The 23543-nt window shown below is 69.9% G+C and carries 27 protein-coding genes and 1 tRNA gene; 18 read left to right on the top strand and 10 right to left on the bottom strand.

Annotated elements, in window-relative coordinates:
- Positions 1–33 precede the first annotated feature (33 nt).
- From ACIREO_RS22495 to ACIREO_RS22430, 14 genes are all read left to right on the top strand, one after another.
- On the top strand, positions 34–663 hold the full coding sequence (locus tag ACIREO_RS22495; RefSeq protein WP_404113041.1) for a DUF6875 domain-containing protein: 630 nt from the start codon (positions 34–36) through the stop codon (positions 661–663).
- Between the two features lie 127 nt (positions 664–790).
- Complete coding sequence (locus ACIREO_RS22490) at positions 791–2011, top strand: MFS transporter (RefSeq protein WP_404113541.1); 1221 nt, start codon at positions 791–793, stop codon at positions 2009–2011.
- A gap of 76 nt (positions 2012–2087) precedes the next feature.
- A complete protein-coding gene (locus tag ACIREO_RS22485) occupies positions 2088–2453 on the top strand; it encodes a hypothetical protein (RefSeq protein WP_404113039.1) in 366 nt (121 codons plus the stop codon).
- Positions 2454–2564: 111 nt separating this feature from the next.
- Complete coding sequence (locus ACIREO_RS22480; protein ID WP_404113037.1) at positions 2565–3116, top strand: hypothetical protein; 552 nt, start codon at positions 2565–2567, stop codon at positions 3114–3116.
- A gap of 85 nt (positions 3117–3201) precedes the next feature.
- Positions 3202–3774, top strand: coding sequence for a hypothetical protein (locus ACIREO_RS22475; protein WP_404113035.1), 573 nt, complete (start codon positions 3202–3204; stop codon positions 3772–3774).
- A 3-nt stretch (positions 3775–3777) separates the two neighbouring features.
- Positions 3778–4305, top strand: coding sequence for an OmpA family protein (locus tag ACIREO_RS22470; RefSeq protein ID WP_404113033.1), 528 nt, complete (start codon positions 3778–3780; stop codon positions 4303–4305).
- Positions 4306–4399: 94 nt separating this feature from the next.
- Positions 4400–5239: a tryptophan synthase subunit alpha gene (trpA, locus tag ACIREO_RS22465; protein ID WP_404113031.1), complete on the top strand. Its 840-nt coding sequence runs from the start codon at positions 4400–4402 to the stop codon at positions 5237–5239.
- 73 nt (positions 5240–5312) lie between these two features.
- Positions 5313–6548, top strand: coding sequence for a PTS transporter subunit EIIC (locus ACIREO_RS22460; protein ID WP_404113029.1), 1236 nt, complete (start codon positions 5313–5315; stop codon positions 6546–6548).
- Positions 6545–6901 (top strand): hypothetical protein, encoded by a 357-nt coding sequence (locus tag ACIREO_RS22455; protein WP_404113027.1) that lies wholly within the window; start codon positions 6545–6547, stop codon positions 6899–6901. Before ACIREO_RS22460 ends, ACIREO_RS22455 begins: the two co-directional genes overlap by 4 nt.
- 52 nt (positions 6902–6953) lie before the next feature.
- Positions 6954–7736 carry a glycosyltransferase family 2 protein gene (locus ACIREO_RS22450; RefSeq protein WP_404113025.1) on the top strand — a complete coding sequence of 261 codons (783 nt, stop codon included), beginning with the start codon at positions 6954–6956 and terminating at the stop codon, positions 7734–7736.
- Between the two features lie 82 nt (positions 7737–7818).
- Positions 7819–8820 (top strand): hypothetical protein, encoded by a 1002-nt coding sequence (locus ACIREO_RS22445; RefSeq protein WP_404113023.1) that lies wholly within the window; start codon positions 7819–7821, stop codon positions 8818–8820.
- Between the two features lie 38 nt (positions 8821–8858).
- Positions 8859–9578, top strand: a complete 720-nt coding sequence (locus ACIREO_RS22440) for a hypothetical protein (RefSeq protein ID WP_404113021.1) — start codon at positions 8859–8861, stop codon at positions 9576–9578.
- A 333-nt stretch (positions 9579–9911) separates the two neighbouring features.
- On the top strand, positions 9912–10403 hold the full coding sequence (locus ACIREO_RS22435) for a hypothetical protein (RefSeq protein WP_404113019.1): 492 nt from the start codon (positions 9912–9914) through the stop codon (positions 10401–10403).
- Between the two features lie 129 nt (positions 10404–10532).
- Positions 10533–11522 carry a hypothetical protein gene (locus ACIREO_RS22430; RefSeq protein WP_404113017.1) on the top strand — a complete coding sequence of 330 codons (990 nt, stop codon included), beginning with the start codon at positions 10533–10535 and terminating at the stop codon, positions 11520–11522.
- A gap of 119 nt (positions 11523–11641) precedes the next feature.
- On the opposite strand, the gene ACIREO_RS22425 is transcribed toward ACIREO_RS22430, so the two are convergent.
- From ACIREO_RS22425 to ACIREO_RS22410, 4 genes are all read right to left on the bottom strand, one after another.
- On the bottom strand, positions 11642–11881 hold the full coding sequence (locus tag ACIREO_RS22425) for a hypothetical protein (RefSeq protein WP_404113015.1): 240 nt from the start codon (positions 11879–11881) through the stop codon (positions 11642–11644).
- A 68-nt stretch (positions 11882–11949) separates the two neighbouring features.
- On the bottom strand, positions 11950–12513 hold the full coding sequence (locus ACIREO_RS22420; RefSeq protein ID WP_404113013.1) for a hypothetical protein: 564 nt from the start codon (positions 12511–12513) through the stop codon (positions 11950–11952).
- 105 nt (positions 12514–12618) lie between these two features.
- Complete coding sequence (locus ACIREO_RS22415; RefSeq protein WP_404113011.1) at positions 12619–13434, bottom strand: hypothetical protein; 816 nt, start codon at positions 13432–13434, stop codon at positions 12619–12621.
- A gap of 270 nt (positions 13435–13704) precedes the next feature.
- Positions 13705–14916 (bottom strand): hypothetical protein, encoded by a 1212-nt coding sequence (locus tag ACIREO_RS22410; protein ID WP_404113009.1) that lies wholly within the window; start codon positions 14914–14916, stop codon positions 13705–13707.
- A 162-nt stretch (positions 14917–15078) separates the two neighbouring features.
- Here ACIREO_RS22410 and ACIREO_RS22405 point away from each other — a divergent pair.
- The 4 genes from ACIREO_RS22405 (at position 15079) to ACIREO_RS22390 (ending at position 18078) form a co-directional block, all read left to right on the top strand.
- Positions 15079–15152, top strand: a tRNA-Met gene (locus ACIREO_RS22405).
- A gap of 148 nt (positions 15153–15300) precedes the next feature.
- Positions 15301–16317, top strand: coding sequence for an endonuclease/exonuclease/phosphatase family protein (locus ACIREO_RS22400; RefSeq protein ID WP_404113007.1), 1017 nt, complete (start codon positions 15301–15303; stop codon positions 16315–16317).
- A 109-nt stretch (positions 16318–16426) separates the two neighbouring features.
- A complete protein-coding gene (locus ACIREO_RS22395) occupies positions 16427–17587 on the top strand; it encodes a hypothetical protein (RefSeq protein ID WP_404113005.1) in 1161 nt (386 codons plus the stop codon).
- 209 nt (positions 17588–17796) lie between these two features.
- On the top strand, positions 17797–18078 hold the full coding sequence (locus tag ACIREO_RS22390) for an HU family DNA-binding protein (protein ID WP_404113003.1): 282 nt from the start codon (positions 17797–17799) through the stop codon (positions 18076–18078).
- Positions 18079–18139: 61 nt separating this feature from the next.
- Here the strand turns inward: ACIREO_RS22390 and dndC are convergent, their stop codons facing one another.
- The 6 genes from dndC to ACIREO_RS22360 all read right to left on the bottom strand — a co-directional run bounded on the left by dndC (position 18140) and on the right by ACIREO_RS22360 (position 23458).
- A complete protein-coding gene (dndC, locus tag ACIREO_RS22385) occupies positions 18140–19690 on the bottom strand; it encodes a DNA phosphorothioation system sulfurtransferase DndC (protein ID WP_404113001.1) in 1551 nt (516 codons plus the stop codon).
- A 314-nt stretch (positions 19691–20004) separates the two neighbouring features.
- On the bottom strand, positions 20005–21177 hold the full coding sequence (locus ACIREO_RS22380) for a hypothetical protein (protein WP_404112999.1): 1173 nt from the start codon (positions 21175–21177) through the stop codon (positions 20005–20007).
- Between the two features lie 58 nt (positions 21178–21235).
- Complete coding sequence (locus tag ACIREO_RS22375; RefSeq protein WP_404112997.1) at positions 21236–21913, bottom strand: GNAT family N-acetyltransferase; 678 nt, start codon at positions 21911–21913, stop codon at positions 21236–21238.
- A 117-nt stretch (positions 21914–22030) separates the two neighbouring features.
- Positions 22031–22657: an RNA ligase family protein gene (locus ACIREO_RS22370; RefSeq protein WP_404112995.1), complete on the bottom strand. Its 627-nt coding sequence runs from the start codon at positions 22655–22657 to the stop codon at positions 22031–22033.
- Entirely contained in the window at positions 22650–23084 is a 435-nt protein-coding gene (locus ACIREO_RS22365; RefSeq protein WP_404112993.1) for a hypothetical protein, read from the bottom strand. Before ACIREO_RS22365 ends, ACIREO_RS22370 begins: the two co-directional genes overlap by 8 nt.
- A complete protein-coding gene (locus ACIREO_RS22360; RefSeq protein WP_404112991.1) occupies positions 23081–23458 on the bottom strand; it encodes a hypothetical protein in 378 nt (125 codons plus the stop codon). The genes ACIREO_RS22365 and ACIREO_RS22360 overlap by 4 nt, the downstream gene beginning before the upstream one ends.
- Positions 23459–23543: the final 85 nt, after the last annotated feature.

Raw genomic sequence — 23543 nt, 5'->3', positions numbered from 1 at the left:
AGCCCGCCCGGAACCCAGGAGGAAGACCCGCCCATGCCCCTGAGCACACCGAACACCGCCCAGCGCAATGTGATCAACACCTGGCTCGACAGCTACATCACGCGCACGCACCCGCTGCTCGGCCGCGACGGCGCCGTCTGCCCCTACGTCACCGCGGCCCGCCGCCAGGGAGTCGTCCAGATCCGGGTCGCCACCACCCTCCCTGCCGGAGACCCGCGACCCCGGGACCGTTTACTCACCACCCCCGACGCCGCTCGCACCTGGCTGCGATCCGTCTTCGACGCGGCGCTCCAGGAGTTCGAGAACCATCCCTGGCCGCCCCGGGGCCGCCAGCTGAACTCCCTGGTCGTCGTGCTCCAGGACCTCGCTCCCGAGCACTGGGACGAGATCGACCGCACGCACGCCCAGGTCAAGACCGAGGTCATGGCGCGCGGCCTGATGGCCGGCCAGTTCCACCCGCGCTGTCCGGCCCCGGCCGCACGCAATCCGGCCTTCCCGGTCAACCGCTCGCCCGTGCCGCTCATCGTCATCCGCCGGATGGCTCGCCACGACCACCTCTTCGCCGAGGACCTCGCGCACATCCGGGCCTACGAACGCCACTTCCGCAGCGAGGAACCGGCCGGCACAGAACACCCCGGCAGCACCCCGCACCAACCGGCCTGACACCGGCCCACACCCACACCCGCCGCCCGTCCGCCGTCCAGGAGTCCTCGTTGTTCCGTGTCCCGCAGGCCAGCGCCCCGAACACGCACCGGCCTTCGCCCATGCCGACGGGCCGCCCGTGACCAGCATGCTGAGCGCACCCGCCACCAAGCCGAGGCCCGTACCTGTGACCTGGTCGGCCGTTCTTCGGCTCCCGCACTGCTCCCGCCTGCTCGCCGCGACTCTGATCGGACGGCTTCCCCACGGGATGGCCCCGGTCGCAGTACTGCTCGCCGCCCGCGCCGACGGCCTGGGCTACAGCGGTGGAGCTGCCCTGGCCGCCCTGTACGGCGCGGGCATCGCGGCCGGCCAGCCACTCCTGGGCCGCCTCGCCGACCGGATGGGACAGACTCGCCCCCTCATCTCCAGCGCCCTGGCCAGCACCACACTGCTCCTCGTCCTCGCACTGACCGGCACCGCGAACCTCCCTCTCGCCGCCACCGTCACCGCCGCCGCCGGCCTGACCTCACCGCCCCTGGAGGCCGGGCTCCGAGCACTGTGGCCACGCATCGTCCCCACCCCCGCGCACCTGCGCGCCGCCTACGCCCTCGACAGCGGCAGCCAGGAACTGGTCTATGCGGCCGGCCCCCTGCTGGCCACCGTCACCGCCGCGCTCGCGGGCCCGCGGGCCGCCCTGGCCGCCACCGCACTCCTGGGCCTCGCCGGGACACTGGTGGTCGCGCACGCCGCACCGTCGCGGACCTGGCAGCCCACCGGCCTCTGGGCAGCCGGGACCCCCGGGGCCCTGCGCCCGCCCGGCCTCCGCCTACTGCTGCTCTCGCTGACAGCGGTAGGTGTCGCACTCGGCGCACTCAACGTCGCGGCCCTGGCCTCCGCCGACCATCACGGGACGACCTGGCTCAGCGGCGCCATCCCGGCCGCCCTGTCCCTCGGTGCCATCGCCGGCAACGCCCTGCTGAGCCGACACGCCCTGACCACCCCCCTGCACACCCAACTCAGTTTCGCCGCAGCCGCGTTCGCCCTCGCCTGGCTCCCCCTGCAGTTCGAGGCACCGCCCTTCCTGCTGCTGTTCGCCGCGATGCTCCCCGGAATCGCCTTCGGGCCGCTGCTGACCACCGCCTACCACTGCATCGACGTCCTCGCCGCCCCCGGAACCACCACCGAATCCTTCGGCTGGCTGGTCAGCAGTTTCGGCATCGGGACCGCCATCGGCTCTGCGGTGGCCGGAGCAGCCGACGGCTCCTGGCTCGTCCCCGCCGCAGCCGCGGCCTGCGCCCTGCTGCTCGCCGTCACCCTGCGCCCCTTCCTCACCCCGCCAGCCGCACCCCGAACAAAGCAGATGCCATGACCCCACAGCCCCGCCCCCGAGGCCCGCCGCCCCGCCTACGACCTCCCCCCCACCCACACCCGAAGGAAAGGTCAACATGACCCCCCTGAAGCACATCGGACGCCTCGCAGCGGCCGGCGCCGTCGGTGCCGCCCTGCTCGGCACCAGCGTGGCCATCGCCCCGGCCGCCCAGGCCGCGGACTCCAGCACCGGAAAGATCTCCTGCTCGGCCGCGAAGGTCCGCAAGAACCCGACGAAGAACTCCACCGCCAACGGCATCGCGTACCGCGGCGACAAGATCGTCTACGACCAGTTCGCCTACAAGAAGACCGAAAAGGCCTGGTACACGCGCGGAACGGTCACGCGCAAGAGCGACGGCGCCAAGATCCGCGGATTCGTGCCCTACGGCTGCGCCAACCCCTACGGCACCAACCCGGCCCCCACCCCGCCCATCCCGAAGTAGGCCTCGGCCAGCCACGGCCGGACGCGGGCGCGCGACAGCGGCGCACGTCCCACCCGCACACCTCGCGCGCCCGCGCCCGGCCCGCACCACCACCGAAAGAGAGACCGACCCATGCGCATTACCCGCACCGTTGCCGCCTCCGCGGTCGCCGCGACCGTCGCCCTGGGCGGCGCCATTGCCCTGGCCGCGCCGGCTCAGGCCGCGCCCACCACTCAGTGCAAGACCAGCACCAAGAGCTTCAACCTTCCAGGCAAGCCCGACGTGAAGGTCAGCCTCAACATATGCACCAAGTACACGGGCAGCAGCGGCGGTTACCGCCACTACAGGGCCTGGCTCAACAAGGCCTCCTGGGACGGAACCTCCTGGTACACGGGCGGCGACCGATTCAACGGCTTCTCGATCCTCATGTACGCGAAGAGCGGCTCGACCACGAAGAAGAACTGCAGCTACGGCATCTGCGAGCAGCGCGAGATCAGCACGGAGATCAACAACTCCGAGAGCGGCTCGAAGACCTACCGGACCGGAGCCAGCGGCTACGGCGAGGTCTACGTGACGACCAAGCAGAAGAACTGGAGCGCGGACGCCACCGCCTACTACGACATCTCCGACGACGGGAAGAACGGCGCGGCCTGGAATCTGGCCGGCACCGCCGCGGTGTCCTGACCCCACTACAGGTCCATCCGGTGCCGGGGCGCCGTCCTGCCCCGGCACCGGGCCCCTCCCTCCATGACCCGATTGAAGGCTCTTCATGAACCGCACCCGCCAGACCGTCGTCGCCACGTTGATAGCCGGATCCGCGCTCCTCGGCGTGGCCGCCTGCTCCGGCAGCGACAGCAACAACGCCACCGCAGCCGCGAAGGACAGCCCGGCCAGCGCCTCACCCAACAGCCCCGAAGTGCCGGTTACACCCGCGGCCGAGGGCTCTCAGCAGGCCGACGGCCCGGCTGTCGCGCAGCTCAAGGGCGGCAACGGCATCGAGGGAAAGGTCCACAGCGTCCAGCGCAAGGACGGCATGGTGATGGTGAAGTTCGACGTCACCAACCGCAGCGACAAGGACTACCTCACGGTCGACTGGCGCGACGGCACCGAGGTGTACACGCTGGCCGGGTCCTCGATCGTCGACCGGACCCACAAGAAGCGCTACATGGCGCTGGTCGACACGAACGGCCGCTGCCTGTGCAGCGAGCACACCGCCTCCATCGACAAGGGCCAGACCCGGCAGCTCTACGCACAGTTCGAGGCACCGTCCACCGACGTGAAGCAGGTCGACCTCGCCCTGGGCACCCTCAGCGTTGTCACCGTGCCCATCCAGGAGGGCTGACCGGTGCGCACCCGAACCGCCGTACTCGCAGCCCTGCCCGCGGTCCTCCTCATGTCGTCCTCGTACGCACACGCGGACGACCGGAAGAACACCGCGGACATCCCGGCCCGCCACTACGACATCGTCTCGCGCGTCGAGAGCCTGGACGGCGCAGAGAGGACCGTGGACCAGGACAAGCAAGTCACCTACGGACTGCAGTCGAAGGTCCTCTTCGCCAAGGACAGCGCCCAACTCTCCGAACAGGCCCAGAGCCGGCTGGGCGACGTCGCCTTGAAGATCGCCAAGTCCGGGACAGCCCAGCCGGTCCTGGTCAACGGCTACACCGACGACCTCGGCAGCGCCGAGCACGGACTGACCCTGTCCCGGAAGCGGGCGGAAGCCGTCCTCAAGGTCCTGGCCGGGGACCCACGCCTGGCGAAGATCCACTTCAAGGCCGCCGGATACGGCGAGAAGAGCCCGATCGCCGACAACAAGGACGAGAGCGGACGCGTCAAAAACCGGCGCGTGGAGATCGTCGTCACCCGCGCCTGACCAGCTCACAGTCATGACCGACCTGAGCCGGTCACCCGGCGCCGTCACCGGGGCCGCGCGCCCGCCGTCCCCGACACACGCAACGGACCACGCCATGCCTCTTCCCTTGGAAACACCAGGACCAGCAGCGCACGCACTCGACCGGATCTTCCAGACCACCCGGTCCGGGAACCGTGCCGCACTCGCGGTGTACTACCCGGTCGGGTTCCCCGACTTCGGGCAGAGCCTGCACACCCTGCAGGCCCTCGCCCAGTACGCCGACGTCGTCGAGGTCGGCCTGCCGTTCAGCGACCCGATGATGGACGGCCCCACGATCGCGCAGGCCACCCGCCAGGCACTGACGTCCGGATTCCGGCTGGCGCACCTGTTCACCGCCATCCGCGAGATCCGCGCCAGCTCCCGGGCCGCCGTACTCGTCATGACGTATTGGCAGCCCGTCGCCCACCGGGGCGCTCTGCGCTTCGCAGCCGAACTGGCCGAAGCCGGCGCCGCCGGCGCGATCATCCCCGACCTGCCCCTCGAAGAGGCCGGGCCCTGGCTCGCCGCCGCCCGCCACCACGGCCTGTATACCGTGCCCGTCGTCGCACCCTCCGCGAGCGACGAACGCCTCGCCCGGATCTGCACCACCGCGGGCGGCATGATCTACGCCCCGGCCGTCGCCGGGGTCACCGGACACACCGGGCCCCTCGCCTCGGGCCTTCCCGCCTTCGTGGCCCGGCTGCGCACTCTCACCTCCCTGCCCATCAGCGCGGGCATCGGGGTGTCGAACACCGAACAGGCCCACCAGGCCGCCCAGTACGCCGACGGCATCATCGTCGGCTCCGCCCTGATCCGTCACATCCAGAACGCACCAGGGCCCCGCGGCGCCCGCGCCGCCCTCGCCCTGGCCCGCGAGCTGGCCCACGGCGTGCACCGCCTACGCGCGGCCGCGTAGCTCCGGCCCACAGGCACGTTAGAGCCACCACAGGACCCACCCGCCCGCACACCACACGAAGGAGCTCACCGGCGTGCCAACCGCGACCGCACCGAGCAGGCCTCTGGACAAAGAGGTCCGCTCGCCCGCCTCCGGCGCTGCCACAGGAAGGCTGCGCCGCATGGGCCAGGGGCTGGCCCTGCCGATCGCCGCCATGCCCGCGGCCGGTCTCCTGCTGCGCCTGGGGCAAGATGACTTGATCGGCCGGTTCGACTCCTGGCATCGGGTGGCGGCGATGCTCTCGGCGGCGGGCGGCGCGGTACTGGACTTCCTGCCCTTGCTGTTCGCCGCGGGCATCGCGCTGGGCACCGCCCGTGGCCGGTCCGTCGCCGATGCCGCAGGACCCGTCCTCGCCGCCCTCATCAGCTATCTGGTGATGGCCCGCGTCGTGCTGGTGTGGCAGCCACTGGACGAGGACGCCGGCACGACGGGCATGGCGCCCTCCCGGTGGCCCTACGGCGCGCTGACCGGGATCCTCGCCGGACTGCTCGCGGTTGCCGTATGGCGGTGGGCGGTCGACCAGCGTCGCCTGCCCGCCTTCGTCGGGTACGCGGTCATCCTGGTCTGCGCACTGGGCTGCGGCGCACTGCTGGGCTTCGTCTACCCATGGGTGGACCAGGCCCTGACCGGCTTCGCCGAGGCGATCTCCTCCAACGCCGTGCTGGGCGGGGGACTGTTCGGGTTCGTCAACCGTGCACTGATCCCCATCGGGCTTCACCAGATTCCCAATACTCTGGTCTGGTTTGTCGCCGGGCAGTGCGGAGGCGGAACCACCGGAGATATCCCGTGCTTCTTCGCCCATGATCCACAGGCGGGCCTGTTCATGTCCGGGTTCTTCCCGGTGGCGATTTTCGGGCTGCCCGCCGCGGCTCTGGCCATGTGGCACTCCACGCCCCGCGACCGCAAGGCGACCGGCTCCCTGCTGCTCTCCGGCGCTCTGCTGTCGGCGGCCTTCGGAATCACCGAGCCCTTGGAGTTGAGCTTCGCGTTCACCGCGTTCCGGCTCTACTGCGTCCATGCGGTGCTGACCGGCCTGAGCCTGGCCATCACCAACTTCTTCGGTGTACACGCGGGTTTCGTCTTCTCCGCCGGTCTGCTCGACCTGGGATTCAACTGGTCCATCTCCACCAGGCCCGCCCTGCTGCTGGTGGTGGGCGCGGTCTACGCCGTCATCTATTACGTCCTTTTCCGCTTCGCGATCAGTCGATTCGACCTGGCCACTCCCGGCCGCACACCCCGCGCCAACGAACCCGCTGGAGAGCCGAGTTGAGCCACCTCGAAGTGAAAGCAGCTTGCTACGGCATCGGGGCGATCTTCCCCGTGGCGATTCTCGACGACCGTCACAGATGGGCCTGCCGCACCTACCCCGGACTGCCCGAACGGCAGCCCGACAACGGCCACGGCATGCTCGTTCTTCGGTGGACCGCCCCCGCGGGCCGGACCGCAGAAGGCCCCGCACGGCTCTCGGCCGCCGCGGCCCAAGCCCCCAAGACACCGACCAGCCCCGAGGAGCTCGCCGCCTACCAGGCGTCGCTACCGGCCGGCGTACGCCTGATCGCGCTGCCCGCCTCCCAGGTAATCGGCCCCTGGTCGCAGCGCCCCGGACGTGCGCTTCGCACGTGATCTGACGGCCCCCGAGCACCCCCGCCCGCACCCGAACTGGAGCTGAACCGCCGTGCCCCGCACCCTGCCGCAGATCACCGTCATCACCCCCACCCGCCTGCTGCCCAACCGGCTTCCCTACCTGGAGCTCTTCCACGCGAGTCTCCAGGCCCAGACGGTGGAGTGGGAACTTGTCCTCGCGCTCGATGGAGCTGACCCCGACCTGGTGCCGACGTCCCTGGCCCGCGACCGGCGGGTGAAGGTCCTGGCCCTGCCCAAGGTCGGCGCCGCCGGCGCCAGAAACCTCGCCCTCAACCTGGCCGAAGGCGACTGGATTCAGTACGCCGACGACGATGACATTTTTCCGGCCGAGGCCTTCGCCGTGCGCCACAGACACGCTCTCAAGCACGACCTGGGCTGGGTCGCAGGTTGGTCGGCAGATCTATTCAGCGACGGCTCGATCCGAGTGTGGCGATGCCCAACTCCCCACGGTGCACACGCGGCGGGCGAGGTGTGGACGTACTGGCCCACCGCCCAGGACACCATCCCCCTCGGACAGACCCAGATGATCGCCCGCCGTGGGCTCGTGCAGGCCGCATCCGGCCACGGCGGACTGCCGCAGGGCGAGGACTACCTCTATGTCGGAGCGCTGACCGCACTGAGCGCCGGAGCCCTGCTGCCGGTCGTGACGTACCACTACCGCCAGCACGAGGAGCAGATGACCCGATCACAAGATCACGACGGGTTGGAGTCGGCCGTACGCCAGTTCGCCTGGCAGTCCGGCCACCAACTGCGCCAGCTGCTCAAGGCCCAACCAACGACGCCTCTGACCCTGGCCGAGCCGACGGCCGCCTGAACGGCGGGACCGCCACCACGTCTAGCCGGACCGCGCCCGGCCTGCAGATGCCGCGCGACACGAAAGCGGAAGGAACCTGATCATGACCCGCACCCCCTCGGCACAGCGCCGGCACCTGGGCACGGCGCTGCTGCTGGCCGGCGTCACGGCCTCGGCTCTCAGCGGCTGCGCCAGTGGCGAGAAGTCCGCCCAGGACAGCCCCAGCAGCGCACCACCGACCAGCGCGCCGCCCCAGGGTGTGGTGACCCGCACCGAGGCAGACAAGATCCTCGACCACTACCAGGAGGTCAACAACAGAGCGAACAAGTCCCGGGACACCACCCTTCTGTCCACGGTCGAGGCCGGGCAGCTGTACGCGCGCAGCAAGGCCGACTACGAGCAGTTCAGCACCCTCGGCGCGAAGGAGAAGAAGGAGTTCGGCGAACCGTTCCAGTTCACAGGGCGTTCCTTCTACATCCCGCCCAAGGGTGACTGGTTCGCGGCAGCGGCCACCACCACCGGCAAGAACCACACCCTCATGGTCTTCGAGAAGTCCGCCGACACCGGCGACACCTGGAAGAAGGTCATCTCCCTCTTCCCCCGGAAGGCGCTCCCGGCCCCAACGACCCAAAACGGTCTGACGACCCCCGCGGAGGCGAACACCGCCGTCGGCCAGCTTGCGCCCAGCGGGGTCACCGATGCCGTCGAAGACCTCTTCGCCAGCGGTGGCACGAAGGACGGCAGGAAGCTGTCGCTGAGCAACGAGGACGCCAAGAGCATCCTCAAGACCCACAAGGAGCGCGGCGACGATCTCGGGGCCCAGGCCACGGTGAACTTCTTCCCCATCACGCCGCTCCACGAGAAGACCTACACCCTGACCACCGGCAGCGGCGTCATGGTGATCGCCCCGTTGGCCCACAAGGAAGAGAGCCTCGTGAAGAACTCGGCCCTGCAGATAACCCCCGGCAAATCCGAGTCCGTCTACAACAAGACACCCCGTGCGGTCGTGGTCGACAGCTTCCAGGGCGAGGCCGTCGTTCACCTCCCCCTCCAGGGCAAGCCGGAGATCCTCGACTACCGCTACTCCATGGTCGATTCTCGCTGACCGCTCTGCCCGACTCACTACGACCGAGGGAGACTGCGGTGCCCCTGGCCCGGCCGCTCAACACCGACATCCACGAAACGATCATCGTCCTCCCGGACGGCGGGATCCACGCCCAGGGCCTCCTGCGTGCGGGCCCGGAGCCGCCGGAGGCTCTCATCGAGCGCGTGTGCAGCCCGCTGCGCGCCGCGGCCGCCCAGCACAGCAGGCCGATCCGCCTCAGCGTCGGTCATCCCGACGGCCGGGTCGAGCAGCACCAGGTCGCAGCCGACGGCACGATCCACCCCGACCACCACCCGGCGCCGCCCGCCGACGTTTCCGACCCGATCTGGAACCAGGGCATTCCGGAGGACACCGATCTCCTGGACACCGTGCGCGCAGCCCAGCGGGCCGGACAATGGCGCGCGGCACAGCAAGCCGCCTACCGTGCCACTCAGCACCTCGCCGCCCAGTACGGACGCGACCACCCGTACGCGGCAATGGGCATCGAACTGCAGGCGTACTTCGCCCTGATGGCCCATGACCACACGACTGGAGCCACGCTCTACACCGAGTCCGCCGTCGCCGTCCACCGGCTCGGCGGTCCTGCCGCGCAGAGCCGCCACGACCTCGCGAGCGCCGTCTCCGCCTGGCTCCACTCCGACCGCGACAGGCGCCCCGGCGGCACGGGCTTCGCTATCGCCCACGCTTTGATCCGGATCACCCCCCGCGACCGTGCCGCCCTTGCCGCCCTGGTGCGCCGGCTCACCGGGCAACGCTGATGACGACCGCCTCCCCGCCGCGCTATCGGAACACCACCGGCGGCGTCCGCACCGTACGACCGCAACGCCCGGCTCCGCGCACACCGCCGGAGACGCTGAAGCCACGCTTCACGCACGCCGCCGCACCGCGGCCCCAAATGACTCTGCACGCTCCGCGACCGAGCTCCACCCCCTTCACCGAGCCCGCCACCGATCTGTTCGTCGAGCCGGTCACCGTGTGGCCGACACAAGACAGCAACTGGCTCGACAGGCCCTTTCGCGCACCGATCGGCCAGCCTGCGTAATAGCGCCTTCGCCCATACCCCCTCTGGCATCCTCCCGGGAGAACTCTCAGTGACCACTCCAGCCGCACAGCCCGGCCCCTTCGATCCCGCGTACGCCGGTCAGGGTGCGCCACAAGCACCCGCCCACCATCCCGGCTGGCAGACCGCCGTCCCGGCCTGCCGCATCTGCGGCGCGCAGCCGGCCGCTGCTGTCGCTGTGCGGGCGCACCAGGGACTGCTGCTGATGATGCGATTCCACAAGATCGACGGCCCGTTCTGCCGGTCCTGTGGAATCGCTGTCGTGCGCGAGTTGACGACCAAGACGCTGTGGCAGGGATGGTGGTCCCCGTTTTCCCTGGTCTTCTTCAGCCCCTTCACCCTGGTCTGGAACCTCCTCGCCAGCCGCAAGCTCGCCGCCCTGCCGGCGTCAGGGCCGCCCGCGCCGGGTGCCGCCCGTGTTCAGGAAGGGAAGCCCGTCCACCAGCGGCCGATGGCGTACGTCGCGATCATTCCTGTGATCTGGGCGGTGTGGTTCATCACCGGCATGATCACCCACGCGTGAAGGCCCGAGGGTGCTCCCGGCCCGCAGTCCGTACGCACCCGGCCCCTGCTCAAGGACAACAAGCACGAGCAGGGGCCGGGTGCGAGGCGGCTCCCGCTTCGCAGATCGCGCACGAAGCGCCGTGAAGGTATGGAGAACAGGACAGTGAAGAAGAAGGCGGCGCCGATACCCGGCACGGCGGCTGTGCCCGTCATCGACCCGGGCCTTCCGGAGAGGGCGCAGAAGTTGCTCCAGGAGGCGCAGAGGCATCCGTTCCGCTACACGGGCGCCGAAAGGAGCCCTCTGCGGGCGGCAGGGCCCCAGTTGGTCCGCGGCGGCGTACTGACCGTAGGGGCCGCCCTGATGTGGTGGATCACTGGCAGGGGCCAGACGCAGGCCGGCGAAGTGGGCGGCGCCTCCGATGCCTTCGCCCATGGCGTGCTGGAACTCTCCGAGACGCTGCACAGCGGGATCGAGAGGATGTGGCCACTGGTCGCTACCGGAGTAGCCCTGATGGTAGGTGTCACGGCCATGGCGGCGGCCGACCGCAACTCGACGCTGCGGGCACTTGCCGAGGCCAGGAAGAGGTACGTCCAGCCCTCGGAGCTGGCAGAGGGGGCCCGCACACTTCTCGCCCGTGCCCAGCAGGCGAGGAAGACCGTCTTCGCCTCTTCCGTACACCGCTGCGACCTGATTGACCGGCAGCGCAACGAAGTAGCTCTTCCACGCCAGGAGTGGGAGATCGCCGAGGCGCTGCTTGAGTACAGCCGTCTGATGAAGGCGGAACCTGATGATCCCCGGAGCAGCAAGGTCGTCGCTGTCCTGCAGGTGCGCCGGCAGTCCCTCAAGACCAGCCTGGGCGGCGTCGAACGGCGGGTCCTCGCCTTGGAGGCGTACGCCGAGGAAGTCTCCGGGGCGGACGGCCGCTACCAGGAACTGCAGCAGATACGGCAGATCACCGAAGGCAGCCCGGACGTACTTGAACTGCTGGCCCGAACCGCTCGCGACGATCTCGCCGTGGCCGAGATAGAAGGGATGAACGCCGAGGCCGTCGCTGTCGCTGCCGCCTTCACCGCCGCACTGGAATCCGCGAAGGAGGCCGCTGTCATCGCCCTGCCCGCTCCCCTCAAAGCTGCCTGAAGGTGTCGCCGACGCGGCGCACAGCTGGGGGGCCTCTCGGGGGAGGAGGGCGGCGGGGCCGGTTGTCAGCCAGGTTGTCGGCGCGGGTGTGCGGCCGGCCAGTACTTGTGCGCGGTGTTTCACGGGGCGGGGTCGAAACCCTCGGCTTCATCAACCAGGTACTCCCCGGGAGTCAGCTCTTCCCACGCGCACCGCACGGCGTCGCAGTGACGGTCGACCAGGTATTCGCACGCCCACCAGTCTCCGGCGCGTCCGCTGAGGAGGGCGTCGATCGCTTCCTGGTCTCCGTCGTCCACGGTGTGGGACTCCTCGATCTCGAGGTATTCGGCGTCCCATCGGCCGATCAGCAGTACAGACACGGGAAGTTCCTTCTTTTGGCGGGGCGCGGCGACTCTCGGGCCGTCCGGCCCAGGGGACAGCGGCGAGGTCAGAGGCCGACGGAGCGGAGGTACGCGTCGATCCGGTCCGCCCGCTGGGCGTCGAGCTCGGCGTCACTGTCGGCGGGAACGTCTGAGAGCCAGCCGCTGACGTCCTCGGGGGTGACACCGCCGTAGCACTCGTCCACGACGGCGTCGAACGAGGCGTCGGGGGCATCCAGAAGCGTCAGGACGGCGTTCACCACCAAGTTGTCGATGTCATCCGCCTGCTGCTCGCGGATCGTCTGGGCGGCGGTGTCGACGCCCGCGTTCACGGCGGCCGACACCTGCATGCGGCTGTAACGCATGCCCGCATACAGGTCCGACGGGTCTTCGGCCTCCTCCCCCCGGGCGGTGGCGGCCCGCGCAACCGCGATCTCGGCGTGCCGGACGTCCACGTCCGCCCAGGGTGCCCCGGTGCTGTCGAGGTAGGTCAGGGCGGCTGCCGTGGCCCAGGTGAAGCGCTCGGCGGTGACGGGCCGGCCGGCCTCGTCGGCGGCCATCTCCATCCCCGCTTCGAGTGCGCCGACGACATCGGGGTGGGTGAAGGTGTTCGTTATGACTGCGGTGCTCACGGTGTTCCTTGATTCATGTGGTGCGGGTGGTGCTCTGTACCGGGGCCGGGCTGGCCAGCCCGGCCCCGGTGACGCGTCAGTTCTGCCGCGCGCTGGGGCTGTGGTTCAGGCGATCGTGGGCAGAGCGGCGAGCATGAGGTCGACCCCGGCGCCGCAGATACCGGCCGAGACCGGTGTCGTCGGGCCGGTAGGGCCGTTGATGTCGCGGGGCATAACCCAGCCCCGGAGCGGGCCGCCGTCTGCGTCCGCGAACTGGACGAGACCGTCTTCGTCGGCTTCGACGGCGTGAGGGAAGGCGGCAACGACACGGCGGGCCACGCCACCGCAGCCGCGCAGCGGGCTGGTGCGGACACGGCCCGGACCCGGATGCGGAGGAAGGAACGGGGCGAGGAAGCATTCCAGCGTCCCCAGACTGCCCCTGAAGGTCACCGAGCCGGTGGCCGATGTGCCGCGCAGCGTGAAGTTCACGGACGCGTCGCCGCACTGCCAGGACAGGCCGGTGGTGTCATCGGCCCGGTCGAACCGCTGTGCAGATGTGCCCAGTTCGCGGAGTCGACTGTCGATCTCGGCGAGGTACTGGAGACGGTGCTGCCGCTGCCGAGGCGGCGACAGCCGGATGATGTCGTGGTCGATGCGCGGCAGCAGAGAACGCAGCGCTGCTCCGGCGACCGCAGCGGGAGCGCTGCCTGCGACGGTGAGCGAGGTGTCGGCGGCGGGCGCCGGGGCGGTCAGCGTGGTGTGTCCGCTGTCGGTCAGGAGAAGGAGGAAGCGCCGCTGGCCGTTGGCCAGGCGGGTGGCCGGATGGTCCGGGTGTTCCTTGCGGACGGCCGAGCTGACGGTCCATTCGTCCTGGTGGCGCTTGGGGAGCAGCGCGGCGACGTCAGCGGCGAGCGCGGTGGAAGCGAGCGGGGTGGTGTGCATGAATCTTCCTTGGGGGGCGACCGGCTTCAGTGCCGAGAGAGAGCAGCCGTGTTCCGGGTTCCGGCTCAGCCGGACGTCTCGATCTCGTCGACGGCGGCGCGGTGGAGGGTGCGGTCCTGTGCGGCGTAGCGACGGCGGGGGCTGCGGGTCACTCCCAACAACAGAAGCAAAGCTACTCCTATAAATGCAATTAAGCAATACTTAGATCGATGCGGCCGTGCGCCGAAGAAGACGGCGGGGTGCCGGGCTCCGGGCGCGGCACCCCGTCTGTCAGGCCGACAGGGATGCGAAGGCGGCCTCGGCTTCCAGGGAGGCAGTGACGCGCGCCTCGGCTGCCGATTCCTGTCGGCGAAGTTCGACGACCGCTTGGACGGGAACCTGGCGGAGCTGGTCCACACGGCTCTTCCCGGCGGCCAGCCGCAGCGCGTCCACGTTGCCGTGGTCGCGATAGGCGATGGCGAGCGCGCGGACGGCGGTGCTGATCCACGCGGCGGTGCTCGCGGGTATGGGCCGGTCGGGAGCGCCCGCCCGCTGGATGCCTGTGACCACCTCCGGGAGGGCCGGGGTCAGCGCGTGGGCGTCGGTGCAGTTCCAGGAACCGCGCAGACGGATCCCGTTGACCACCGGCTCGTTCTCCCGGCCCGCGCCCTCGGGGAGAGGGGTGGTCCCGAGCTGCACGCTCACGCCGCCGGGCAGGGCGTCGCGGCTGTACCGGTCGGGGCCGACCGTGAAGTCACCACGCACCCGGCCACCGCCCGTCACGGTGTATGTGACCGTGCCCTCGTGCGCGTTGAGCCGGGGGAGAGCCGTCATGATGCCTGTCGTGCCGTTGACAGGGTCGAGGTAGTCGATGTGTACCCCGCGCGGCAGTACCGGGAGCCGGGGCGCATCGGCCTGGGCGACCGCCTCCAACTGCTGGAGGAGGGTCCAGTGCGGTGCGATCTGGGCGCGGATGCCGTCCAGTTCACGCTCCACGGCCTCGCGCGCCGCCTGGGCGGGGATGTCGGGCTGCTGCTGCGCGTGCCGTGCGGCGGCCCTGATGAGGCCTTCCCGGTTCGGTCGGGTGGCCCAGTGGGTGACCACGGCGTGCACGACCTCGGCCAGGTGACGGTGCGTGCTGCGCGGGACGGTGCCCAGTGTGCCGTCCGAGCGGACCCACTCGCCACGTGCGTGGAGGTGGTGGCGCTCGGGCAGAGCGTCGACCGCCAGCGGGCCGCACTCACCGCGTACCCGGGTCCGGCGAATCCTGGGCTCGTCTGTCCGCTCGGGCTGCGGCTGTGCGGGGTGGTCGCCGTAGACCACCCGGACGTGACAGCCGTCGGACCCGGGCACCGTCTCGGGGACAACGATGAAGCTGCCGCGAACCTCGTCACCGGCGAGCTGGTAGCGGGCCTGGCCAGTGAACCGGTCGAACGTCCCGACGGCGGGAACGGCGGCGTCGCGGATGGGGAGCTGAAGCTCGGTGGGGGAGTGGAAGGACAAGGCGGTCTCCTGGATCGGGCGTTCGTCCCTCGGGGGCGGGGCGGGGCCGTTGTGGCGCCCGTACGTCACCGTCCCGAGTGATTCCAACTATACCGAAATAAAAACAATTAAGCAATCATGTTCAGGGTGATTCTTCACGACCCGTATAGTGAGGGCTACCGACGCGGGGTGGAGCAGCTCGGTAGCTCGCTGGGCTCATAACCCAGAGGTCGCAGGTTCAAATCCTGTCCCCGCTACTCATCACTTTGGCCCCGGCGCTGACGCCGGGGCCAAAGTCGTTCCGCGCCACAGAAATCGCGCCGTTGATGTCACACGGGCACCCGATTCGACACCTCTATGCGCAAGCGAGCACCCGCTCGGGCCGCTCGGAGCCATGGAGATGCCGTGACCGTCTGCTTCACCACCTACAACCTGCTCGACTTCACCGGCCGTGACGACCGCACCGACCACCTCCGCCAGGCCGTCGCGGAAGCCCAACCTGACGTGCTCGCGGTCCAGGAGATCGTCGCGGACACGGCCGCCGGCGCGGCCCGGCTGCTGCACCAACTCGCCGACTCGCTCGGACTGCTGTGCGCTGTCGATACCCGAGGGACCGAAGCCCTCGCCTCGGGCCAGCACCGCTACCACGTCGGGCTCCTCTGGCGACCGGGTATCACCCCGGTCCGCGAGGGCTGGCGGGCCTTCGAGGGAGGCGACTTCCACCACGCCTTGGCCCGCCTGCAGCTCGACGTCGGCGCGCGCGAACCGGTCACGTTTGCGAGCTATCACGCAGATCCGTTCCGGCCCGCACGACGGTTCGACGAGGCGCACCGCGTCGTCGCCGCCCTGACACGCCCGCCGGGGCATGCTGCGATCGGCGGCGACTTCAACAGCATTTCCGCCGACAGGACAGCACACGGCGACTACTACGATCCCGACCCCTACGCACACCAGGAGTGGTACGACGATCTGCTCTACCAGGCCGAGTGGAACGACGACCCCGACGCACCGCACCACGTCGACCGGCGCGCCGCACAAGCCCTGCGCCGAGGCGGGCTTCTGGACGCGGCAGCGGAGTTCGACGCCCCATGGCAGCCCACCACCGGTCACTGGCCCGTCGCAGACCCCTTCGGGTCACGCCGCATCGACATGATCCGCACGACCCGCCACCTGGGGCCCGCGCTGGCCGGCTACCGGGTGCTGCGCACCCCCGCAGCCTTGAGCGCATCCGATCACCTGCCGGTCAGCATCGACCTGGAACCTGCACTGATCTCCAGCCGCCCGGGCAAGAGCACCTCACGCTACCGGCGCCACGCGCCCGTCCAGACCCATGGCGCCACGACCAACATCGTGGGGCCCCACGCGCACATCACAGGCCCCTTGATCCAGACGGGCAACATCGGCGAAATCCGGCTCCCGTGAGCGCCGCAGCCGCCCGCACGGAACAGCCGGCACTCACGCTCCGCCAGGAACGGACCCCGCCGCTCCAGCCTGCGAGCCTTCCCCACGCCGAATCCGACCAGGAGGCACCGTGACCACGCCCCCCGCATCCTCCACGGAAACCCCCACCCGCCGCCCCATCGCCGCAGATACTGAACGGCGCCACACCCGGCACGCCGTACAGCGACTCATCGAGCAGGCCGAGTCCCTGGAGATCGGCAGTCCGACATCAGCACTCGTACGCTGGCGGGCCACCGCCCTGGTCCTCATCCACACCGTCTGCCCGCCCGACCACATCGCCTGGCAGATGCTGCGACCCGAAGCGCCCTGGCATCCCGCGGGCACAGCCGAAGCGGAAAAACGCGAGCAGGCATACGCCGATGGATGGGCCATCACGCGCGGTGTGCTGGAGGGGCTTCTCCCCACCCTGACGGAAGCGGATCCGGGCCCGCAGCTGGCAGAGGCGAGTCCAGGCCGGCACGGGTGTCAGAGCGCCGACCGGACGGAGCCTCCCGCCCTCCGGCTGCCGGGCGACATCAACCTGGTGATGCTGGGTGCCCCGCAGGTCCAAGGTGCGCAAGGACAGACAGGATCCAACCGCATCTCGCGCCTGACCGAGTACGCGATCTGGCTCCATCTGCACCCTGGCGCCGACCACCACACCATGGACGATGCCCTGTGGCCCGACCGAATTATCCGCTCCGACACCCGAAACACCACCACGAGTCGCCTTCGAGCCTGGCTCGGCCCAGCCCACTTCCCCATCTGGACGCCCGCGACCAACTACGCTCTGGCTCCTTCGGTCACCAGTGACTGGGAACAGTTCCGCGCCCTGACCGCTGCCGCACACGGCGACAAGTCCCTGGCCGGAACCCGGCGCCTGCGCGCCGCCCTGGAACTGGTCCAGGGGCCACCCTTCGCCGACGCGATACGCCCGGATCGGTATGAGTGGGCAGCCCCGTACGCCGTGGAGATGACCGCAGCTATCGCACGGGCCGCACGCCGTCTGACACGCCGCTACCTGCACGCCGGAGACCTCCCCGGCGCCCGGTGGTCCGTCCAGCGCGGCTACAGGGCTCTGCCCGGCGGACACCAGCGCCACCAGGCCGCGCTCGAAGCCGTCACCGATTCCTACTCCGAGCACGACGGCCTTCAGGAGCTGGCCGATCAACTGACGCAGGAACCCGTCCCCATGACTCCTCCACTGGTGCCCCCTCTCCCGGAGCTCTTCCAGCTGTCGCGGCTCGGCTGATGGAAACCGAGAGCAGCTGCCGCGCGTCCCCGGTACCCACACCCCCCGGTGCCACGCGGCAGGAAGCCCGTCGAGACCCGTGCCGTCTGCAACACGCGGCGACCCGCAGAGTGGCCGACGGAGGGGTTGTCAGTGGTGGATGACAGGATCGGATCTGACCAGTCCCGGCGCCCTACGGCGACGAGACGATTCGAGATACGGAGTTTTTCATGAACCGCAGCGACCTGGTGACCGCGCTCGCCGACCGCGCCGAGGTGACTCGCAAGGATGCCGACGCAGTGCTGGCCGCCTTCGCCGAGGTTACGGGCGAGACCGTCGCCAAGGGCGACGAGAAGGTCACCGTCCCTGGCTTCCTCACCTTCGAGCGCACCCACCGTGCCGCCCGCACCGCCCGCAACCCGCAGACGGGCGAGCCGATCGACATCCCGGCCGGATACAGCGTCAAGGTCTCGGCCGGTTCCAAGCTGAAGGAAGCCGCCAAGGGCGCCTGAACCTCCTGGCCGCGGGCCGGGCGCCGACCGGACGGGGCGCCCGGCCGCAGCCATCGGTGCGTCACTGCGCCTCTGCGTCGCGGTCGGCCGGGACCAGGCCCACCGACCGCAGGTCTGCAACCAGCCGCTCCGCTTCGGTGGCGGCATTCTCGTCCTGTCCCGGGGGCAGCGCCAGCGGCCGTCCGGGAGTGCTGGTCTCAGGCAGGGCCAGTGTCTCCGTCGCGAGCCGCTCACGCGAGAGTGCGAAGCCGAGGGCGTCCTCCTCGTCCTCGAACGCGTACTTGCTGACGACCTTCTCCAACTCGGCGAAGAGCCCAGCGCGCCGGGTCATCGTGCGGAAACGCCGTTCCACACCCAGCAGTTCGCGCGTCATGAGGAACTGCTGCTCGTCGTCGCCGCAGACCTCACGCAGAACTTCGATCATCTCCGAACCGTCGACGAACGCGCTCTCCCGCGGCGGATCCGGGTACGGCTCGCCGGTGGCTGCCTGATAGATGCCGGGAAGTGAGTCCTCCATCTCGTGCTTCACGTAGACCCACTCGTGCCGGATGGCGCGCAGTTCCTCCATGGTGATCAAGGTCAGCTGGCGTACGTACTCGGGTCCGTTGGCCCGGATCCAGGTCTGAGCCTCCAGAAGGCGGCGCAGCCACTCCTCCCGGGCCTGCTGAAGGTAGGCACCGTGCACGAGGCGCCCCTTGAACAGGTGAAGCCGGCCGCTCATCCGCCGGAAGTCCCGTACATCCCGGTCGTCATCGACGTCCAGGGCGTTGCGCAGCTCCAGGAGCGGCAGCATCCACTCCTTCTCCACGTCATTGCTGATCATGGCCTGCATCGACTTGTCCTGCGAGACCAAGGTGCAGGTCCAGCAGCCGAACCGGCTGTCACCGCACGACGGCGTCGTCGAGTCGATGACCAGCGGGCATTCCGCATCCGGCGAAGCCCCCTGGTACATCGTCAGCAAGTCCTTGTTGCTGTGGCCCCAGGGGTTGGAGTACTGCATGAGCAGCTGCCACACCTCGTCGTTGGTCAGGTCTTCGACCGGCGAGTACACCAGAGAGTTGGGCAGTGAGGCGTTGGGGCTGAGGCGGTCCCGCACCCGGCGCCGCTCGTGCCGTGCCATGGCCCGGGCCCGGGCTCCCGACTCGGCCTTGCGGGTGCCCAGGACCAGGATGGTCTCACCGTGCTCGGCGACCACCGCACGGATGAACGCATTTGAAGGTTTAATCTTCAACCGTTCTGTGCACCACCGGAATTTGGGCCTCGGGGCCGCGTAGCCCCGGCCGATCAGGCACACCCAGAAGGAGTCCTCGACCGCCGGCGTCAGCCGGTGCGCCTCGATGGGCAGCCCCTGCTCTTCGGCCGCCCTGCGCATCGCGGCCAGTGAGGCGTCCACCCAGGCCGCGACGACGGGATTCTCCACGCCGGTGTCCGTGCTGATGACGTGGACGACCTTGGTGCGTTCGGCGGCGGGCAGGCCAGCGAGTGCCATCCACACGAGCATCAGGCACAGCGTTGAATCCTTGCCGCCGCTGTAGCCGACGACCCATGGCACGGAGTCGGCGCGGTACAGCTCACGGATCTCGTCGAGGATGCCGCGGAGCCACTGCCCCATGCTCCCTCCTGCGAACGGGACGGTGCGCGTGGGGGAGAGGCCCAGGAGTAGAGGAGGGCGCATACGGAACCTTCGTTTAGAAAGCCGGTCGAACCGGCTGCGGTTGCCCGTCCCGCAGGAAGCGAGGCCGGTTCGGGCAGGGACGCGGACGGCGCGCCCCTGCCGCGGGAGACGATCAGTCGTCGTCGTGGATGCTGCGCACGATGGGGGCGGCGGAGGCCCCGAGGGTCTCCAGACTGTCGGCGGTGGACACGCCGGTCAGGAAGGTGCGGCTCTCCTCGCGGAGATTCGCCGAGGCGTACCGGCGGCGGTCCTCAACGGCAGGGTCGCACCCGCGCCGAGGCCGTTCCGGTGCTCGACGCACGCGCCGTCGCCCCCCTGCTCCAGGACGTCGCGACCGGGCCATCGCCGAGGAGCCGGGCGGCGTCGCTCACGCTGAACTGCGTGGTGTCCGGCACGGGGCCCGCTGCGGTGCGCAGCAAGGCGAGCACGATGGCGGAACTGCGCGCACTGGTGATCTCAATGGACGGCGAGGAGATGCGGCCCTCGTCGCTCGCCCACAGCACCGCGCGGCCGCCGTCCCAGCGGATGACGGCCACTCCGGGGCGGGAGCCGTAGGTGACCGAGGCGCCGTCGCCGACCGCCTCTGCAGCAAGGGGTGCGAATTCCCGGATGGCCGCACGGGACCGCTCTGTGCGGGCTTCCAGCTCCGTCACCAGCTTCGTCCAGGCTGGCAGCACCTCCGTGCGGATCACGTCGGCGACCGCTGCCGGGTCGCCGATGGTTCCTGACACCTGCCCGTAGTAGTCCGCGCGCCTCGGCCACACCAGGTCGCCCCGGGAGCGGACCTCCACGCGGACCTTGGTGCGCGACTGGATCGGCGAGGTGGTGGAGACAGCGAGTTCGATGTCGGGGCCGTTGAGGACAGCGAACGTCGAGGAGTCGCAGCCTGACGCGCTCCAGCCGGACCCCAGGAACTGGGCGAGCTGGGCGGCGTACTGGAGTGCGTAGCGAGCAACGGGCATGGAGGACTCCTGAAGAAGAGAAGAGAGGTGGTGGGGCGCGGGCACGGGATAGTTCTGGAACGAGTGCCAGTGGGCCGCCGCTCGGTGTGGGAGGACGGCGGCCACGATCGCGGGCCAGTCCGTGCCGCGGTGCTCACGGGGCGATGCCGGACGGGCCGTCCAGTCCTGTGCGCCGGTGTCGTCGGCGAGAATCGCTTCACGGAAGCACTCGCCGCACAGGTCGGCGACCGGGGAGGGGTGCTGCCGGTCGTCCTCGACGAGTCGGTCGGGGTGCAGCAGCATGTGGCGGGACGCCGCCTCGAACAGCAGCCGGGGCCAGTTGACGGCCCCGGCGGCGCGCTCGACGATCGCCGCTGCCCCGTCGAGCATGTCGTGGAAAGTGCTGGTGGGCATGGACTCGTACTGACGGGTCCGGCCGTTCCAGCGCTGGTTGCCGAGGATGTCCTGGGTCAGAACGCGCACGACCGCTTCGCAGTTGGGTATGTGCGGCTTTCTGGTGCGGGCGGACGGTGCGGGCCGGTCAGTAGCAGAGCGCGGCGCCGTCGAACCAGGCATGGTCTGGCACCCGCGCGCCGGGGAGGACGCCCGAGATGACGGGGCAGGGTGCGAAGGGGACCTCGGCCAGGCGGACTTCGGAGGCGAGCGGCTTCAGTGCCGTGAGCATGTTCAGGAAGTCCTGGCCGATCAACGGGTTCGGACGGGGGAGGTTCATCAGGAGACCGGGATGCGAGTCGTAGCCGAGCCGCTGGTAGAAGGGCTCCAGCGACGGGCCGTGGATGAGCATGGACAGTCCCCAGCCGGCTTCCCGGTAGCGCCGTTCGGCGCGGCGGATCAGGGCCTTTCCGATGCCTCGCCCGCGGTACTTCGCGTCGACGGCCACCCCCTGGATCATGGTCACGCGATGCACGAGGGCCAGGGTCAGCGGGGATCCTCGGAGTCCCGGGTGCTCCACGAGCCAGTCCGGGGGCCCAGCCAGCAATGCGGCGACAGGCTTTCCGCGCTGGTCCTCGGCGATGAGGCAGAGGTTGAGGTTGTGGGAGAGCGGCGGTTCGGGAGCCAAGCCGAGCATGAGCCTGGCCGAGTGGAAGGGCGAGGGATGATCAGGGTCCGCGTGTCGGATCAGGCTCATGAAGGCCTCACGGTCGCGGTGTCCGGCGTCGCGGACGCGGAACGGGGGGCGGGGGCGTCGAGAAGACATACAGGTGTTCCTGAGATGAGGAAGGAGAACGGGCGCCGAGCGCCCTGAGGCGGAAACTCGGCAGCGCCGCATCCGTTGCTCTAACTATACGCAAGTAAACGCATTTAAGCAATACTCCTAGGAGTTGCCGCTTGTCCATCCGTCGCCGGTCCGGACGTGGTCGGCGCGCACCCACTTGGCCACGCGGTCGGTGAACTCCGTTCGCGCGAACCCTTGCCCGTCGCGGACGACGAACCCCTCGTCCAGCTCGGTGTCCGTCCGGCCCTCGAAAGCTCCAGATAGAAGGCGGGCGTCCGCGGGGCGGGGGCCCCGCGCCAGCACGGGCACGGTCGGCAGGCCGAGCATGTCTGCCCAGGCCGCCGTCTCGTCCCACGACAGGCAGTCCTCGCCCTCCCAGACGGAGAACACCATGAACGGTGGCAGATCCCGCTCGTAGGCGATGGAGTGCGGGACCGTCAGGTCTTCGCCGCACACACGGACGCCCGGCGGGATCGATGGGCACACGGCGGCGGCAAAGGCGCGTATCCGGCTCTGCCACGGCCTGCTGCGCCCCGTGGGGGAACGTCCGTACATTCCGTCCGCATGGAGAGTGCTGTTGGCCCCGTCCATCTTCATCGTGGTGACGAGTTCGCGGCCCGGTTCGGGAACGAACCGGGGCCAGACGCACCAGACGTCGTCGTGGGTGGCGCCCGGAGAGCCCGGCAGATGAGGCGTCCGGGGGTAGCGCGGCAGCGGCTCAGTCACGGTACAGCCGTACGGACGCCGAGGAGCCGGGGACCTCGGGGCTGCCTTGCTCGCGGGCCAGGGAGTGCAGCAGCGCACGGTGGAAGTCGGTGAGATCGCCGGTTCGCCACAGCCCGGCCACGCGGCCGGCGCCGAGCACGACGACCGGCCCGCGGAGGGGGCGCGGCGGGGCCTGCCCTGTCGCCCGGTGGATCAAGGTGGTGGCCAGTTCGTTGACCGGCAGGGCGGCATGAGGATCGGCGGCGTCCTGCCGGGAGATCACGCGCAGGGCCGTCTCGCCGTCGGCTGCCGTGAACCGGACGAAGCGCGGGTCGCCGCCCAGTTCGTCGCGCAGTACGGCTTCCTTCAGTGCCCAGGGGCCGGGCACGTGTGTGTTGGTGGTGGCGGAGTCGGTGTCGATGCGGACTCCGGAGCGAGTGGTCGTCACGGTTGGATCTCCTGTGAAGGTCGGGGTTGGGTATCGGTGTTCGTGGAGGTCCAGGTGTCCCGGGCCACCCGGCCGCGCGGCGTGAGCGTCCACGTCTCGTCGGGCTCCTCGCCGTGCTGAGGGACGGCCTGTGATGCCGTCCGCTTCCAGACGAGCAGACAGGCAGTGGAGTCGGCCTCCGGGAAGTCGGCTGTCGGCTTCGCTGACGGCGGCACGGTGTGGTTCACGCCGTCGTAGTAGGTCGGGCCGTGCCGGTGGGCCGCACGCTGTTTGAGGGCCCATTCGGGAATGGCCTGGTTCGGGGCGAACTCCAGCGGGCCGCTTTCAGTCGGCTGCAGCCGACGCGATGGGATGAAGGCGAAGTAGACAGTCAAGGGCCTGGAATCTCGTGGGCGGCGTAGTGCCGTGGGGCGGAAGGAGCTGATCTGGCGACGAGGCGGTCGGAGCGACGGTCTCGCC

It is taken from the genome of Streptomyces sp. NPDC102441 (assembly GCF_044765585.1).
Taxonomy (GTDB): Bacteria; Actinomycetota; Actinomycetes; order Streptomycetales; family Streptomycetaceae; genus Streptomyces.
The sequence above is the reverse complement of the archived record's forward strand: the minus strand, read 5'-3'. Positions and strand labels throughout refer to the sequence as shown.